Source organism: Nocardia sp. NPDC005978 (genome assembly GCF_040614455.1).
Classification (GTDB): Bacteria; Actinomycetota; Actinomycetes; order Mycobacteriales; family Mycobacteriaceae; genus Nocardia.
Map to the genome: position 1 here is coordinate 22,775 of NZ_JBEXUS010000081.1, position 15,657 is coordinate 38,431.

The 15,657-nt window shown below is 68.7% G+C and carries 15 protein-coding genes; 9 read left to right on the forward strand and 6 right to left on the reverse strand.

What is annotated here, in order from left to right:
* The first annotated feature begins 136 nt into the window (after nt 1–136).
* The 4 genes from ABZ319_RS28975 to clpX all read left to right on the forward strand — a co-directional run bounded on the left by ABZ319_RS28975 (nt 137) and on the right by clpX (nt 3,444).
* Nucleotides 137–409: a helix-turn-helix domain-containing protein gene (locus ABZ319_RS28975; RefSeq protein WP_354989667.1), complete on the forward strand. Its 273-nt coding sequence runs from the start codon at nt 137–139 to the stop codon at nt 407–409.
* A complete protein-coding gene (locus ABZ319_RS28980; RefSeq protein WP_354989668.1) occupies nt 406–630 on the forward strand; it encodes a hypothetical protein in 225 nt (74 codons plus the stop codon). Before ABZ319_RS28975 ends, ABZ319_RS28980 begins: the two co-directional genes overlap by 4 nt.
* A gap of 362 nt (nt 631–992) precedes the next feature.
* Entirely contained in the window at nt 993–2,111 is a 1,119-nt protein-coding gene (locus ABZ319_RS28985; RefSeq protein ID WP_354989669.1) for a TetR/AcrR family transcriptional regulator, read from the forward strand.
* A gap of 49 nt (nt 2,112–2,160) precedes the next feature.
* Nucleotides 2,161–3,444 carry an ATP-dependent Clp protease ATP-binding subunit ClpX gene (gene clpX, locus ABZ319_RS28990; RefSeq protein WP_354989670.1) on the forward strand — a complete coding sequence of 428 codons (1,284 nt, stop codon included), beginning with the start codon at nt 2,161–2,163 and terminating at the stop codon, nt 3,442–3,444.
* Nucleotides 3,445–3,468: 24 nt separating this feature from the next.
* Here clpX and ABZ319_RS28995 read toward each other — a convergent pair whose 3' ends face one another.
* Nucleotides 3,469–4,569 (reverse strand): helix-turn-helix domain-containing protein, encoded by a 1,101-nt coding sequence (locus tag ABZ319_RS28995; RefSeq protein ID WP_354989671.1) that lies wholly within the window; start codon nt 4,567–4,569, stop codon nt 3,469–3,471.
* Between the two features lie 255 nt (nt 4,570–4,824).
* Between ABZ319_RS28995 and ABZ319_RS29000 the strand changes: the two genes are divergently transcribed.
* Nucleotides 4,825–5,589 carry an SDR family oxidoreductase gene (locus tag ABZ319_RS29000; RefSeq protein ID WP_354989672.1) on the forward strand — a complete coding sequence of 255 codons (765 nt, stop codon included), beginning with the start codon at nt 4,825–4,827 and terminating at the stop codon, nt 5,587–5,589.
* A 249-nt stretch (nt 5,590–5,838) separates the two neighbouring features.
* On the opposite strand, the gene ABZ319_RS29005 is transcribed toward ABZ319_RS29000, so the two are convergent.
* Nucleotides 5,839–6,816: a hypothetical protein gene (locus ABZ319_RS29005; protein ID WP_354989673.1), complete on the reverse strand. Its 978-nt coding sequence runs from the start codon at nt 6,814–6,816 to the stop codon at nt 5,839–5,841.
* A 92-nt stretch (nt 6,817–6,908) separates the two neighbouring features.
* On the opposite strand from ABZ319_RS29005, the gene ABZ319_RS29010 reads away from it, so the two are divergent.
* The 3 genes from ABZ319_RS29010 (at nt 6,909) to ABZ319_RS29020 (ending at nt 10,936) form a co-directional block, all read left to right on the forward strand.
* On the forward strand, nt 6,909–8,012 hold the full coding sequence (locus ABZ319_RS29010) for a lycopene cyclase family protein (RefSeq protein ID WP_354989674.1): 1,104 nt from the start codon (nt 6,909–6,911) through the stop codon (nt 8,010–8,012).
* A gap of 157 nt (nt 8,013–8,169) precedes the next feature.
* The gene (locus tag ABZ319_RS29015) at nt 8,170–9,996 is read left to right on the forward strand and encodes a hypothetical protein (RefSeq protein ID WP_354989675.1); all 1,827 of its coding nucleotides are present in this window, start codon (nt 8,170–8,172) and stop codon (nt 9,994–9,996) included.
* Between the two features lie 10 nt (nt 9,997–10,006).
* Nucleotides 10,007–10,936, forward strand: coding sequence for a hypothetical protein (locus ABZ319_RS29020; protein ID WP_354989676.1), 930 nt, complete (start codon nt 10,007–10,009; stop codon nt 10,934–10,936).
* Between the two features lie 268 nt (nt 10,937–11,204).
* Here ABZ319_RS29020 and ABZ319_RS29025 read toward each other — a convergent pair whose 3' ends face one another.
* The 3 genes from ABZ319_RS29025 to ABZ319_RS29035 all read right to left on the reverse strand — a co-directional run bounded on the left by ABZ319_RS29025 (nt 11,205) and on the right by ABZ319_RS29035 (nt 13,575).
* Complete coding sequence (locus tag ABZ319_RS29025) at nt 11,205–12,101, reverse strand: alpha/beta hydrolase (protein ID WP_354989677.1); 897 nt, start codon at nt 12,099–12,101, stop codon at nt 11,205–11,207.
* A gap of 103 nt (nt 12,102–12,204) precedes the next feature.
* Nucleotides 12,205–13,089, reverse strand: coding sequence for an LLM class flavin-dependent oxidoreductase (locus ABZ319_RS29030; RefSeq protein ID WP_354989678.1), 885 nt, complete (start codon nt 13,087–13,089; stop codon nt 12,205–12,207).
* A 45-nt stretch (nt 13,090–13,134) separates the two neighbouring features.
* A complete protein-coding gene (locus tag ABZ319_RS29035; RefSeq protein ID WP_354989679.1) occupies nt 13,135–13,575 on the reverse strand; it encodes an SRPBCC domain-containing protein in 441 nt (146 codons plus the stop codon).
* 363 nt (nt 13,576–13,938) lie between these two features.
* Between ABZ319_RS29035 and ABZ319_RS29040 the strand changes: the two genes are divergently transcribed.
* Entirely contained in the window at nt 13,939–14,781 is an 843-nt protein-coding gene (locus ABZ319_RS29040) for a MerR family transcriptional regulator (RefSeq protein WP_354989680.1), read from the forward strand.
* 17 nt (nt 14,782–14,798) lie between these two features.
* Here the strand turns inward: ABZ319_RS29040 and ABZ319_RS29045 are convergent, their stop codons facing one another.
* On the reverse strand, nt 14,799–15,413 hold the full coding sequence (locus ABZ319_RS29045; RefSeq protein WP_354989681.1) for a lipocalin family protein: 615 nt from the start codon (nt 15,411–15,413) through the stop codon (nt 14,799–14,801).
* Nucleotides 15,414–15,657: the final 244 nt, after the last annotated feature.

The following is a 15,657-nucleotide window of genomic DNA, read 5'->3' on the forward strand; positions in this document are numbered from 1 at the left end:
TCGGCCCGTATCAAGCAAGCTCGTGCAAGTTCGTGGCGCGGATGGATTTCCGGCACTTAGCGTCGATCTCGGGCGTCCGGGGCTGCTGGAGTCTCGGCTCCGGTCTGCCTCATCAACCACGACAGGGGGTTCGCCCATGCCGCTCACCGAGTCACAGGCCACGGTGCTTGCCACGCTGGCCGCCTTGGAGCCGACGCAATCGCTCACCGTCCGACAGCTCTGCGAGAGAACGGGTTTCACAAGCTCGGGCGCCCGGAAGATAGTCAACGGTTTGGCGGCGTCGGGCCTGGCGCGGTGTAACCGGCGCGCCCCCGCGGGCTGGCGGATCACGCATCGGGGATCCATGCTGATCAACGCGGCCCAGTACGGCGACTACCGCAGCGGCAGCCCCGGAGGCGATGCGGCGTGAAGTCCGACGACAAGGACGACTGCACCGTGCTCGATCAGTTCGAGTTCGAACGCCCGCGGTGTTGGCTCCAGTACTCCGACGGGACGTGGGAGCCGGTGTGGGCCGATGGGTCGGTCGGCGATCCCGACATGGCTTCCAACCTGGTGTGCGCGGTCCGCGGGAACGGGACCGATCTGGACCCCCGTTCCGGACTGACGCAACGAACGGACACGAATCCGTAGCCGAACTCGCCAAACCAGGGCTCGACAGCTTCGCAGTCGCTTTCACTCTCGACCAGGCCAAAGATGCTGTTGCACAAGCGCGGGCGCAGCGGGTCCATGGGATCGCACACCAGTCACGCAGTGACGGCAACCGACTTCTCCCACGTTCCGTACTGCGGACGCAGTCCTTGGTGGCTGCGTGGGATCGATCATTGTGGAACGCACCTGCTCACCCTTCGCTGCCAGGCCGGGTCCCCCACTGCGCCAGTCGATTCCGGCGTCAGCCCCGTGTGTGACCCCAACCTGTGTACCATTCGGATGTTAGCAACATCGGAATGATGTCCGCATCTCGAAAATTTCCGACCGGAAGCGAGGGTGTTGTGATGATGGTTCGCTTGAGCCGGGCTGAGCAGCAGGAACTCAACCGTCGCAAGGTCCTCACCGCAGCGCGTGAGGAATTTGCCGAGCACGGATTTCACGGCACGACCGTGGATGGCATCGCCGTTCGGGCGGAGCTGACACGCGGTGCGGTCTACTCCAACTTCCCCAGTAAACGAGCGGTGTACTTCGCGGTGTTGGCCGACGAGGCCGAACGCGCGCCGAGCGCTACGCAGAAGCCTCCGGGCACAACCGTCGAAGGTGCTCTGGAGCTATTCGCCGCGATCTCGATCGATCCGTTGCCGCGCTCGTCGGACTACGTGTACCAGGGGATGCTCCAGCTCCGTTCACCGATGCTCGGCATCGATCTCATCCCGGAACTGATGTCGGACGAGAGCCTGCGCGGTCCCTTCGCACAACTGATCAAGTTCGACGCGATTCTGCTCGGAATGGCGCTCGAGGCTCTCGCCACTGCGAATGGCTCGGTCCCACGGCGTTGGATCAACACGGCGGAATGCGTACTGACCATGCTGTACGGCGCGACCCAATTGTCCTTCGTAGCACCGGGATTCACCAGCATCGCCAACATACTGACTGTCTGTTCGCACATGCCCACAGCAGGTCTCGAGGAGCGGGAATGGGCGCCGCCGGAGGGGATGAGCACCCTCGATGTAGCAGAGGTGGATGAGAGCTGGGACCCGCCACAGGCTCTCGATATCGTGCGTGGCACCTCTGCGCGGCTCGAAGTCGACGGTGTGGTCGCAATATTCGGGGTGGACAGACTCACGGCCGTGGAAGCCCTCGTCCGTGTACAACCACCGGCGGGTAACCTCACCGTCGTCATCGTGGTCGGAGATACGGCGGAACTGAGCGCGTTGGCGCGGCTGACGATTGCCGATCTCACCCGGTCGCTGCGGTCAGCGTTCCCGGAGACAACCTGGCCGAGATTCGACGTCGTCGTAGACGAAACACGGACCGTAGCTGCCGCATGTGGAATCGGCACCATGGACAACGACACCGAAGCGGCCGTACGTATCAGCCGCGGGCGTATCACTTCTCGTGTGCTGGGGCCGCTCGCCGGCCACAGCCTCACCTCGATTGCAGTACCGAGCCCCCTTCGGTAAAAACGCGCGGCCACAGTCACCAAACCCACTACTGAGAGGAGCGACCGCGATGGCCCGAATCGGGGATGGCGGCGAACTACTGAAATGCTCGTTCTGCGGCAAAGGCCAGAAGCAGGTGAAGAAACTCATCGCCGGCCCCGGGGTCTACATCTGCGATGAGTGCATCGACCTGTGCAACGAGATCATCGAGGAAGAGCTCGCCGAGGTCCGCCTCACCGACTCGGACGAGTTACCTCGACCGGCCGATGTACGAAAGTTCCTGGACGAGTATGTGATCGGGCAAGACAACGCTAAACGTTCACTGTCGGTCGCGGTGTACAACCACTACAAGCGATTGCGTTCGCAAACCACGGCGCCCGATGGCAGTGAGCCGGTCGAGCTCTCCAAATCCAACGTTCTGTTGCTCGGTCCCACCGGATGCGGAAAGACGTACCTCGCTCAAACCCTGGCTCGAATGCTCAACGTCCCTTTCGCAATCGCTGATGCGACTGCCCTCACCGAGGCCGGCTACGTCGGCGAAGATGTCGAGAACATCCTGCTGAGGCTGGTTCAGGCTGCCGACTACGACGTCAAGCGAGCCGAAACCGGCATCATCTTCATCGATGAGATCGACAAGATCGCCCGTAAGTCCGAGAACCCCTCCATCACTCGGGACGTCTCCGGCGAAGGCGTGCAGCAGGCGCTACTGAAGATCATCGAGGGCACGATGGCCAGCGTCCCACCGCAGGGCGGGCGGAAACATCCCCACCAGGAGTTCATTCAAATCGACACCAGCGGGATCTTGTTCATCGCCTCAGGTGCGTTCGATGGACTGGAGAAGATCGTTTTCGCTCGGGTCGGCAAGCGGGGCATCGGTTTCGGGTCCGACGTACGGACGAATTCCGAACACGAAGATGAGCAGCTGCTGGCGAAAGTGCTTCCCGAGGACCTCACGAAGTTCGGCTTGATTCCTGAGTTCATCGGCAGGCTGCCGATCGTCACCTCAGTCACCCAACTCGACCGGGCGGCACTCGTCAAGATTATGTCCGAACCTCGAAACGCCCTGGTCAAACAGTACGAAATGCTGTTCAAGATTGATGGCGTCGAGTTGCAGTTCACCGAGGACGCGCTGGCCGCCATCGCTGATCAGGCGATGGTGCGCAAGACCGGCGCCAGGGGCTTGCGGGCGATCATGGAGGAGGTGCTTCAACCGGCTATGTTCGAGACTCCGAGTCGCGATGACATCAGCTCGGTGGTGATCGATGCAAAGACGGTCACGCGGAACGTGAATCCCTCGATCGCCGGGCGGCGTTCGAGGCCATCAGGCTCTCGCCGGCCGGAGAAGTCGGCGTAAGAGCCTGTCTTGCTTCACAGTGGATTACCGATCGGGTGCGTCTTTCCTGATGGACGCAGCGATACGGCCGCAGGCTCTGTCTCCCGCGGCGCGGGCGATGATCCGTCCGTGCCGAATTATCATGGCGGCCTCGACGTTATCGTCCAACGGGGTGCCGGCCTCCACGAGGCCGGCGGATATAGCGTCCTCGTCGACAACGATCTGTACTGCGGGCAGGGCACGAGCTGGAAACGCATACCGTAGCGAGCGGCTGAAATCAGCGATCGCGAGTCGCGCGAGCGGCAGTACCTCCGCCGAGGCAGCGCTGACAAGGACCACGACCACCTGGTCCTCATGCGAGGCCGCCGCCATCAGCTGCTCGATCGCGGCGATTCTATTCATACCCAGCACCAGTACGAAGCCGTCATTGATCGAGCGGACGGCGCTTCCACGCAGACGATCGACTGACGGAGGTAATGACCACGCTTCATCGACACGCGTCGGCGGCTGGAACTCGTTCGCGCCGAGTCGCTCTGGAGGTTGTCCGGGCTCGAGCCGGCCGACTTCTTCGCAGAGTTCTATCAGCCGCGGAGGATCGATGATTTCCGGTGCGACGAACGACAGTTGGGTTGCGCCATAGAGGATTGTCAACGTGGACTCGGCCATGCCTACGTACGAAGCAAGCGGCACATCCGGATACCGAGCCAATGCTGACAGCGCCGCGCCGAGCAGCACGGCATCCAACTTGATCAACTGAGCGAATGGTCGTCGAACGGTTTCTTCGGACAGCACCTCTGGAATGAGGTCGAGACTCAGCATCGGTGATTGAAACTGCTCGATCCCATCGACCCTGTCCAGCGACGCCGTTGGAAGACGTTCCAGCCACGTGCCGGCGAAGGCGGCCAAGGCTGCTGCGGGCGTTTCACCGGGGCCACCGCCAGCGGGAGGCGGGGATTGCTCGGCTTCCTGTGCCAACACCGCGAAGTAGAGAGCGCGTTTGCCAGGAAAGTTCGAATACACTGCTCCGCGCGTCAACTCCGCGCGCTCGGCGATTCCGTCGACTGTGGCTTGCCGATACCCTCGCTCGGCGAACTCCGATTTCGCTGCGGCCAAGACCGCACGGCGGTTCAAGTCCTGCCGCTGCACCCTGGTAAGTCGAGCCATCGTCCCTTCACCGTGCTCACGTGAAATTCCATCGCGGAGCCTACCGCCACCTCCGGGACCGCGGGTGCTCCGGCCACCGGTCCTGCGGATCACGAGGAAGCCTTTCCGAATGGTGAAGGCCGTGACTGCACCGAGGTCGCTATTCGGTGCGACCGCCAGGACCGGTCCTATGTGGCGGCACGACCCCAATCGGGGCACTCTCGCGCAGATCAAGCGACTGAAGTAACGTGCCCGCACATGAGCGAAAGTCTGGTTGGGAAGAGTGCGCTGGTTACCGGGGCTAGCCGGGGGATCGGGTTCGGGGTCGCGGCGGAATTGTTGCGGCGGGGGGCCAACGTCGTCGTTACCGCGCGGAAGATCGGGCCTTTGGAGGAGGCCGCCGAGCAGTTGCGGGGGCTGGGGTACCCCGGCAAGGTTGTCGCTGTCGCGGGGAACTCCGGGGAAGCCGACGCGCGGGCCGAGCAGGTTGCTGCGGCGGTCGCGCAGTTCGGGTCGTTGGACGTGCTGATCAACAACACCGGGATCAACCCCGTGTACGGGTCGCTCATGGAGGCCGACCTGGACGCCGTGCGGAAGATCTTCGACGTCAATGTCGTTGCGGCGCTGGGGTATGTGCAGGAGGCGTACAAAGCGTGGATGGGTGAGCACGGCGGGGCCGTCGTCAACGTCGCCAGCGTGGCGGGGTTGCGGTCCACCGGGGTCATCGCCGCGTACGGGGCTTCCAAGGCCGCGCTTATCCGGCTCACCGAGGAGCTCGCCTGGCAGCTCGGGCCCAAGATCCGGGTCAACGCCGTCGCGCCGGGCGTCATCAAGACCAAGTTCGCGGACGCGCTCTACTCGGCCGACGAGGAGGCCGCGGCCGCCGTGTACCCGATGAAGCGGCTCGGGTCGCCCGAGGACGTCGCCGGGCTGATCGGATTCCTCGCCTCGGAGGAATCGTCGTGGATCACCGGCACCACCATTCGCGTGGACGGCGGGCTGCTCGCCACCGGCGGCATCTGACAGCCCACGGCCGAGCCGGCTGCCGGCCACGGCTCGCAGACCCACTGCCGCGATACACACCCTCGCGGCAGTGGTGGCCTGCGGTGGCCGACGCGTCCGCCACCGCAGCGGAAACGGCCTGCATTGGCCGCCGCGACATCCCGCGCACGAAACAGCCCGTCTCGCAACGATAGTCGTTGCGAGACGGGCTGTTTCGTCACTGCGAGCGGATCGCCACAGGCAATCCCACGGCGAGCGCACACCCCCGGCTCAACGCCAGAGCAGCGCCCCCAGCGTGTCGCTGTGCCGGTACCGCAGGTACTTCTCCACCGTGTCGACGGCCACCGACGCGTCGGCGGTAGCGAAGGTGATCACCAGGAACTGCCCCTCGCTCCCGTCGCGCCACTTGCCGGTGTGCCAATTCGCGATATAGCTGCCCGAGCGCAGGTTCAGATCGTTGTCGTCGAACTGGCCCTCCGCACCGGACGCCGCGGTCGCATCGCCCATCCCGAGGACGAACTGGGTGAGCATCAGCCCGCCGTTCTCGGACTTCCACACCAGCTCCGCGGCGTACTGGCAGCCCAGGCCGGTCAGCTTGCCGCCCTCCTCGATCGGGCCGCAGGAGCTGTAGTCCTTGCCCTCCACCCAGGAAGCCTGCAGCGCCACGTCGCCGAGCCGGAAGTTCCAGTCCTGGCCGTACTCGGTGTAGCTGAATTTGCCACCCGACGGCGCGGCCTTGGTGGTCGTGGTGCTCTTGGTGGTCGTGGGGGCCTCGGAGGTGGTCGACTCCTCGGTGGTGGTCGAGGTGGTGACCGCCTGGTTCTGCTCGCCGTCGTCCTTGGTGAACACGACGACCGCGCCGATGGCCACCGCGAGCACCGCGACCACACCGAGCACCACGCCGATGATCAGGCCGGTGTTCGAGCGCGGCGGCGTCGGCGGCGGCTGACCGTAGCCGGGCTGCTGGCCGTATGCGGGCTGCCCGCCCCACTGCTGCTGCGGCTGCTGCCACCCCGAGTTCGGGTCCGGCTGCTGCGGCTGCTGCCACCCCGAGTTCGGATCGGGCTGCTGCGGCTGCTGCCATCCGGAATTGGGGTTCGGCGGCTGCTGCTGCGCCGCCCAGTTCACCTGGGTCGGGTCGGCGGGCGGCGGTGCGGCCGGCCGATCCCACCACGCCGGGTCCGGCTGCTGCCCCTGGGCATTGGGATCGCCGCCGCTGCCGGACGGCGGTCCGGGGGGATACGTCATCTGCTCAACCTTTCGCACCGCGCCGGGCCCTCCCCGGCCCGGCCATCGTCACCGAAGCGTATGACGGCCGCCCGGCATGATCCAATCTCCGGGTGACCTCTGACCTTCTCGTGTGCGGATCGGGCCCGGCCGGACGGGCCCTGGCTCATCGCGCACTCGCCAAGGGACTATCGGTCACGGTGATCGATCCGCAACCACAGCGGCGCTGGCCCGCCACCTACGCGGCGTGGGCCGACGAACTACCGGACTGGACGGCGGCGCACACCATCGCCGCCGCGATCGACCGTCCGGTGGCCTGGACCACCCGGCGCGTCGAAATCGACCGTCGCTACGTGGTATTCGATACCACGGCGCTGCAGGATTCGCTCGATCTCACCGGCGCGCGCCTGATCCCAGGGCGCGTCGCGGAGATCGTGCGCGCGGGCCGCTCGGGCGGCAACGGCAACGATCTGCCCTCGGTGCGGCTCGAATCAGGGCAGGTTCTGCCCGCCGGGCGGATCATCGACGCACGCGGCGTGGCCCGTGCCCCCGCGCGGGCCGAGCAGACCGCGTTCGGCGTCGTCGTGGCACGCGATCGCTGGCCCGACGACGACACGCTGTTCATGGACTGGCGCGACGACAACGGCGCCGCGCCAGGCGAACCCCGCTCGTTCCTGTACACGGTCCCACTGGGTCCGGACACGGTGCTGCTGGAGGAAACCTGCCTGGCGGGGCGTCCGGCCCTGGAGCCGAAGGACCTGCGCGAGCGGCTCACCCGGCGACTGCGGGCACGCGGACTCGAACTCACCGGCGCGGAACCGGTGGAGCGCGTGCGGTTCCCGGTCCAGGGTGGCCGCCCGCGACCCGGGATGTTCGGCGCGGCGGGCGCTTTCACGCATCCGGCCACCGGGTACAGCGTCGCCACCGCGTTGCGCACCGCCGATCAGGTCCTGCTGGGCGAATCGCCCTGGACCCCGGGGGCGCGCGGGGTGCGGGTGCTGCGGTTGGCGGGCCTGCGGGCGCTGCTCGCGCTCGAGCCGGCGGATCTGCCGGTGTTCTTCGATCGGTTCTTCGAGCTGCCGATCCCGCTGCAGCGCGCGTATCTCTCGGGCCGGGACGACCTGCCCGGAACGGTGCACGCCATGTCCGCCTTGTTCGCGGCGCTGCCGTGGCGCCTGCGCGCCCGGCTCGCCCGGTCGGTCACGGGTCCGGGCTAGGCCCGGTCGGCAGGGCACGATCGGGTACCGAGACGCGCTATCGCGGGTAGCGACCCGGCCCGAGCGGACAAAATCGAGTATCGGCTACTCGCGACCCCGGCTCGGGGCGGGGTTCGAATGGAGTCGTCCCATTCCTCCGCTTCACGAGGTGTCCGCCATGATCGACTACCGAACACACCTCGCCGCCCTCGCCCTGCAGACCGCGCACCTGGCCGCCCGGCCGATCGCCGATCCGGTGCTCGCGGCCCAGCGCGACCATCAGGTCGGCGCGGTCCAGACCGCTTCTCGAACAGCACAGTTGGGAGCGCTGGTCGATCACCTGTTCCGGCACGCCGGGAACGACGGCGCCGAACTGGCCCTGCTCGAACGCGCCGCCGCGCTGTGGGCGGACGGACTGCGGCTGTACGCGGCCGTCGAGCGGATCCGCGACGACGTCCAGGGCGCGCTGGCCGATCCGGCCGATCCCGGTGCGGCAGCGGCCTTCTGCGCGGCGACCCGCACCCTGCGCGGGCTCGCCGAGGAATTCCAGGACAAACACGCCGACATCGCCACGCTCACCTCGGATGTGCGCGCCATGGACCATCTGCCCGAGCATCCACGCCAGGCCGATCTGCGCACCGACCACTGGCCGTGGGGCGATCTGTTCCTGGCCCGGCGCACCGATGCCTTCGCGCGCACCATGTTCGCGCACGCCAACTCCCCCGACGAACTCGCCTTCGCCTTCGGGGTGCTCTCCAGCTCGACCGCCAACGCCTGCGGCTCGGCGTTCCACGGGCAGGTGGTGGGCGGGCCGCGGCGCGCGCACCGCTTCCGGGACCGGGTCGCGTCCACCACGCTCGGCAGCTGGTTCGCCCAGTCCCGGCCGGAGCTGCGGCGCTGCGCGGACATCGCCGATCGCATCCGCTTCGGCGCGGGGCCCGAACCCGAACTCCCCCAGCATCTCGCCGATCTGCTGCAAACCGTGCTCGACGAGGTCTACGACCCGGCGCTGCGCCCGCCGGGGCCGGATTTACACCTCGGATACCGCAGGCTCGTACGACATCTCGAACTGCTCGACCGCTTCGAACAGCCGCCCGCGCCGACACCGCTGCCGCTCACTCTCATCGCCGAGATCTACGGCGACCCGGCCAACCCGCCCGCACCCATCACCACGCCCACCACCTCCACCCCGCCGGTCGGGCACGGGCCCGGCATCACGCCGACCACGTACAGCGGCTATCCCACCGGCGGCAATCCCGGGCAGCCCACCCAGACCGACAACACCGTCGACGCCGGTGAAGCCTGCGGGGCGTTCTGGCTCGGCGTGCTCGCCTTCCTGGGCTTCGCCGTCCTGCTCGGCGGCCCGTGCTGGGAGCAATGGGGCAGCGGCAAACGCTGCACCTACTGGGACAAATACGTGGCCAAGAACTTCGAAACCGCCTTCAGCCCACCGGCATTGAGCCAGGAGGAGCGCGACGAGCTGGCGAGCCAGCAGCAGCCGCTCAGCACCGGACAGCTCGGCAACGCGGTGGTGCTGCGGCAGCTGACCGAACTGGCGGCGCAGCTCTTCGAATTCCAGAAGGGGCTGTGGGAGGCGCTGGGCAAGGCCAAGGCCTACCTGACCGGCAGCGGATTGCTGTACCCGGACGGCAAGCTGGGCTTCCCGCTGTACCGGCAGTTCCTGACCGTTCCCGAAGCGGCCGGCTGGCCGCACCGGCCCGAACCCGATCCGGTGCGGCGGTTCTACCGGTACCCGCCGACCCCGCTGGAATACCCGGTGGCGCAACCGAACCTGCTGCCGCCGGGCGCGGGACCGGCTCGCCTGCGGGTGCTACTGGGGGCCGCGGCGACCGAAACCTGGATCGACATGATCTCGGGCGTGCGCGGCACCGCCAACCCCGACCTGGACGCCGATCGCGGTGTACGGCACGACTGCTGGGCCACGGGCGGCTCGATCAACGACAACCCGGTGGACGTTCAACTGCTCGGCTATCAGGAAATGTAGGGGTGCGGAGATGCCCGAACACGAACGGCCGGAAGACGAACGGCCGCCCGGCAACGACGAGCACGGTGAGCAGCCCGGGAACGACCGGCCGTTCCTCTTCGTGCACAGCTATCCGCCGCCGGTGATCGGCGGCGGATACCCGGCGCTGGACACCGGCGCGCGGCCGGTGCCGCCGGGAGTGTGCTGGTACCTGTGCACCGGCATCGAAGCCCTCACCCCGTACGTGCCGGGCGAGCGCCTCTCGGTGCGGGTGACCATCGGCAACTGGCAGGGCGGCAATGCCGAGACCCTGGCCAATGTGGCGGTGTGGTGGTCGCATCCGACCAGCGGGCCGCTCGTTCCGGACAAGGACAAGTTCATCGGGTTCGCCACCGTGGCCGTGGCGCCGCACGGCGGGCGGGCCACCACGCTCACCATGACCAGCGCCGATCCCGTTCCGGTCGCCGCGGGTCCGCACATCTGCCTGCTCGCCAAGGTCTGGCACGTGCTCGACCTGCCCACCGGAAACCTGGCCCAGCCGATCACCGACCGGCACTGGGCACAGCACAATCTCGCTGCCGTGCAGGCGAGTTCGCCGGTCCCGATCAGCTTCCTGATCACCAATCCGACCGAGGAGCGCACCGCCTACCTGGTGCTGGTGCGGGCCGCCGACTCGGAGCTGTGGGCGCACTTCACCGCGGGCGCGAACTGGCGCCCCACCCGCGCAGCGGCGGACCTGCGGCTCACCGATCCGGTGGCCGGCGAATCCGCCTACGGCACGGGCACTCTCGACTACGCGGTCGAACTGGATCCGGGTGAGCAGCGCGAACTCCGGCTCGATGTGCACGCCGACGGGCAGCTCGAGCCGGGCACGGTCGCGCCCTACGAAATCCTGCAGTGCGACATCGATCGCCGCCCGGTCGGCGGGATCGGCATCGCACTGCGCGGGGACGCACGCTAGGGCACCGCGGCGACCATACGGGGCGTGCAGTCCGGCCCGGGTGCCCGACGGTGACGAGGGCGACGAACAGGCCGTCACGGCGAACAGGGCGTCCCCTAGGCGACAATGCGGGGCACCAACCGACAACCCACGCTTGGGCACCGCGCGTCGACCGACACCTGAGCACCGCGCGACGACCCGCACTGAGGCAACGCGTGATGATCCACGCCAGGGGCACCGCGCGGCGACGCCCGTTCGCCACCGCGCGGGACCCGCGCCGGCCGGTCGCTCAGCGGCGCTCGGCGGGATCGGACTGGCGCAGCCCGTCCAGGATCTCGGCGGCGTGGTGCACGAACAGCAGGTGGCCGACCCCGGGCAGCACGGTGAGGCGGCTGTTGGGCAGGGCGGCGGCCAGGTGCCTGCCGTCCAGTAGCGGGACATTGTTGTCGGATTCACCGTGCCAGACGTGCACGGGCACGGTGATGTCGGCGAGGCGGAAACCCCAGGGGCTGGTGAGCGATTGCAGATCCGCGGCCACACCGTGACTGCCCTGGCGGAACGCCTCGGTGATATTGGCCTGGAGCTTGTCGGCCAGTTCGGGGTCGGCGGCGATGAGTTCGCGGTCGCGCGGGCACATTTGACCGACCAGGGCGTCGATGCCGCCGGGTTTGTGGACGAACATCGACAGGCGGGCGGCCAGCGGGCGGGACAGCAGCGGGAATGTGCGCAGCAGCGCGAGCAGGCGCCTGCGCCTGCGGCCCGCTTCGTCCAATTCCGCTGCCGCGCTCAGGGTTTCCAGCGGGGCGGGGCCGCTGACCACCGCCACGGCCGACACCCGGTCGCCGAGACGGTGGGCGCAGGCCAGCGCGTGCGGGCCGCCGCCGGAGACGCCGACGACGGCGAACCGGTCCAGATCGAGGTGGTCGGCCAGGGCGGCGACCGCTTCGGCCCAGTCCGCGACGACACGCTGGCGCGCGCCCATCGGGGTAAGACCCATACCCGGGCGGTCGATGGCGATCAGCCGGATGCCGGCCGCGGCGGCCGGAGCGTCGAAGGCGACCGCCTCCACGTGGGATCCGGGAGCGCCGTGGCAGTAGACCACCGGCGCACCCGCCGGATCGCCGTAGTCGACCAGGCCGAGCGGGCCGGTGGGCAGTGAAATCGTCCGTGCTCGAGGGGAAGTCACCCGAGCAGGGTAGGGGGCCGCACGGCCTCGCGGGTGCGGGATGCTCGGAAGTTGCTCTCGAGCGCGGCGGGTCACCGCGTGCGGTGTCGAGCGTGCCGCGCGGTCAGCGCGATTCGATCAGTTCGATCGTCGCCTCGAGCACCTCGAGACCGGGGGCCGCAGGCACGAGAATGAACTCGTCCAGGCCCGCCGCTTCAGCGGCGTCCAGCGCCCGGTGCAGGGTGGGAGCGTCGAAGGTCTTCATGGACGCGGCCGCGGCCGCGGCGTTGTCCGAACCCATGAAGTCCAGGTACTGCGCGGTGAAGTCGCGCAGCGCGGTGGCCGGATCGGGAACGCCCAGGGCATAGAAACAGCCGCTGACCAGTCGCGGCGCGGTGCCCGTGCCGGCCTCGGACCAGGCGCGCCGCGCCGACTCGGCGGACCAGGAGATCTCCGCGGGGACCCCGCCGACGCTGAAGGCCACCACCCCGTCCGCCCAGCGGGCAGCCCGGGCCAGGGACTTCGGGCCCAGGGCCCCGGCCAGGATCGGCGGTCCGCCCGGCTGCACGCACGGCGGGCCGAGCGGATCGCCGCCGGGCACCGGCGGGGTGCCCGCCCACAGCGCGCGCAGCGCCGCCACGCCCTCGTCGAGGCGATCGTGCCGATGACCGAAATCGGAAGCGAGACTGCGATAGTCGTCGCGCCGCCCGCCCACGCCCACCGCGACGGTCAGGCGGCCCTCGGAGAGCACGTCCAGGGTGGCGGCCTGCTTGGCGACCAACTCCGGCGGATGCGCGGGCAGCACGGTCAGATTGGCGAAGATGCGAATACGTTCGGTCAGCGCGGCCGCCGCCGCCAGCGTGGTCCACATTTCCGGATTGTGGAAGGCCATGCGCTCCCCGCAGGAGATGCTCGAGAACGGGCCCTGTTCGGCGCGCAGGCACCAATCGACGGTCGAGCTCCGGTTATAGCCCGAGCACATGGTGGGCAATGCGATACCGATATCCATGCGCCCTACTGTCGCATCGGTCCCGCTGCGGCGCAGGGCATTCCGCTAGCTGTTTATCCAGTCACCGAGACGCGGGAGGGTATTGCGCCAGCTGCGTTCCATGGCGTTGCGCTGCATGCGCTGGCGGCGGTCCTCGATGTCGAAGCCGGTCTGGGTCAGCAGCAGCCGGGTGCCGCGGCCCTGCGCCCGCAACGTCCAGTCGATGGTCCAGGTGGCGGGCGGATCGGACAGTGAATAGGTCCAGCTGTAGGCCAGCTGTTCGAGAGGCCGGGCGATCAGCACCTCGCAGGCGACCTCGCCCGGAGCGATGGCGGGCGTGTTGAACAGGAAGTGGGTGCCGACGGTGGGTTCGAAGCCGGTCGGGCGCACCATCCAGCGTTCGAGCAGGTCGGGATCGATCAGTGCGTTCCAGACGACTTCGCGGGGCTGCGGGAAGAAGCAGCCGAGTTCGACCGCGGCGGGATTCAAACCGGAATCGCCCGTCATCGGCGCACCGCCTCGGTGTCGTCGGCGCCGCCCGCGAAAACCGCTTCTCGTATGCCAGCCATGACTCTCCCTTCCTCTGCCCGGTCACGTATCCCCCAGCGCGCCTGCCGACTTCACCGCGCCACCCTCGCGACGGCGATCCCGGCCGGCGGCCGTGCCCTTACGCTACGAACTCCACCGGGGTGGAGGTTCAAGCCATTGTGACCGACGGCACCGGGCGCGGCACGCTTGTCGGCCTCGGAGAGTTGGGGCGGTCCGCCGAAGTCGGCGGGACCGGGCAGGAGGCGGCGCGGGCACGGGACACGCCGACCAGCGCACCGGATATCGATCGGCTCGGCGCGCCCCGCCAGGCACAATCAGGACATGCCAGACGATCCGCACCCCAGCTCCGAGCACGCGGGGTACCCGGTGCGCACGGTGGCCGAGCGGCTCGGGATCCCGACCGCCACGCTGCGCAGCTGGAATCGTCGCTACCGGATCGGACCGGAGCAGGACCGGCCCGGACGGCACCGCCTGTACACCGAGGCCGATATCGCGGTGCTGGCCCGCATGGTCGAACTGGTCAGGGCGGGCGCGACCCCGGCCGGCGCGGCGAGCGCGGCCCGGGGACCGGCGCTGACCCTGGGCGACCGCGCCGCGCTGCTGACCGCGGCGTTCGCGCTGGAGAGCCGGAGCGTGTGCGCGATGCTGGAAACCCACATCCGCGACTACGGGGTGATCGACACCTGGGATCGGCTGTGCCGCCCCGCCTTCGGCGACATCGTGGCGCGCCAGCTCCACGGCGAGGGCTGCGTCGACGTCGAACATCTGCTCTCCTGGTGCGTCATCGCGACCCTGCACCGCGCCGCTCCCCCGCCCGACAGTCCGCCCGCGCCCCTGGTCCTGGCCTGCACCGGCGGCGAAACGCATTCGCTGCCGATCGAGGTGCTGCGCGCCGCGCTGGCCGAGCGCGGCGTCGGCGCGTACATGCTCGGGCCGGATGTGCCGGCGGCCGCGCTGCGGGACACGCTGCATCGGCTGCCGTCCCCGGCGCGTGTGCTGCTGTGGTCGCACCAGCCGGCCACGGCGCTGGTGTCGGCGGTGCACGCGTGCCATCGGGCGGATGCGACGGTGTACGTCGCCGGCCCCGGCTGGGATGCCCTCGCCCTGCCGGAACCGGCCGTTTGCATCGACACTTTGGCCGAAGCGGTGGAACGGCTGAGCTGAGCTGTCGGAGGGTTCGGCTAAGCCACGGTGTCGGTGATGGACTTCGTGCACAGCGGCTCGATCGCGTCGTAGCCGCCGGTGGTCGGCGAGGTGAGGAACAGGCAGTCGTTGGCGCCCGCCGCGGTGATGGCGGTGCGGATCTCGGACCACTGTCCGTCGGTCAGCACCGGCGTGCGGGACAGCACGAAACCGGCCGTGCGCGTGGGATTCACGACCAGGGCCCAGCCGTAGCCGGGGTCCAGGGCGGTGACGACGTAGTTGGTCTCGGTCTTGGTCTCACCGCGGAAGTTCACCGCCAGCTGGGCATTGGTCGCCGGGTCGGTGACCTTGGCCGTGCCGACGATCTCGTTGGGGTCGCCGGTCCAGGTCGTGCAGGAATTGCGGACGGTGACGTCCCCGGCCGGGTCGAGGCTGTAGTTCGCCCGGGTGTCGCGGGCGCACACCAGGTTGAAGAACTGCGGTATCGCGGCGAGCTGGTTCCAGGTGCCGAGGTAGCGCGCGAGTTCGAGGTTCGGCACCGGGGCCGCCGGGGCGGCCGAGGCCGGCGCGGAGGTGGCCAGCAGCGCGGCGCAGACGCCCGCGGTGACCGCGTAGGCCGCTTTGGAGGCCGAGAGGCTGCGTGTCGTGTTCATTGCTCCCACAATCGTTCTCGTCGGCGGACGGCCCCGGTCGAGGCCCCGCACACAGCGGACGGGTTCCCTTGCGATGCGAAACCGATGCGCTCGGTTCGCCGGAAGATGTCTGCTCCGCACTACCCGGGGACGCCGGACACAAACCCGCGCCGTACCGCGAGCCCGGCACGGACTCGGGCGCCGGCGACGGGAGCGCGGTCGTCGTCGAGTTCGCCGACCGCGGGCCGGGGCCGGTCAACCTCCC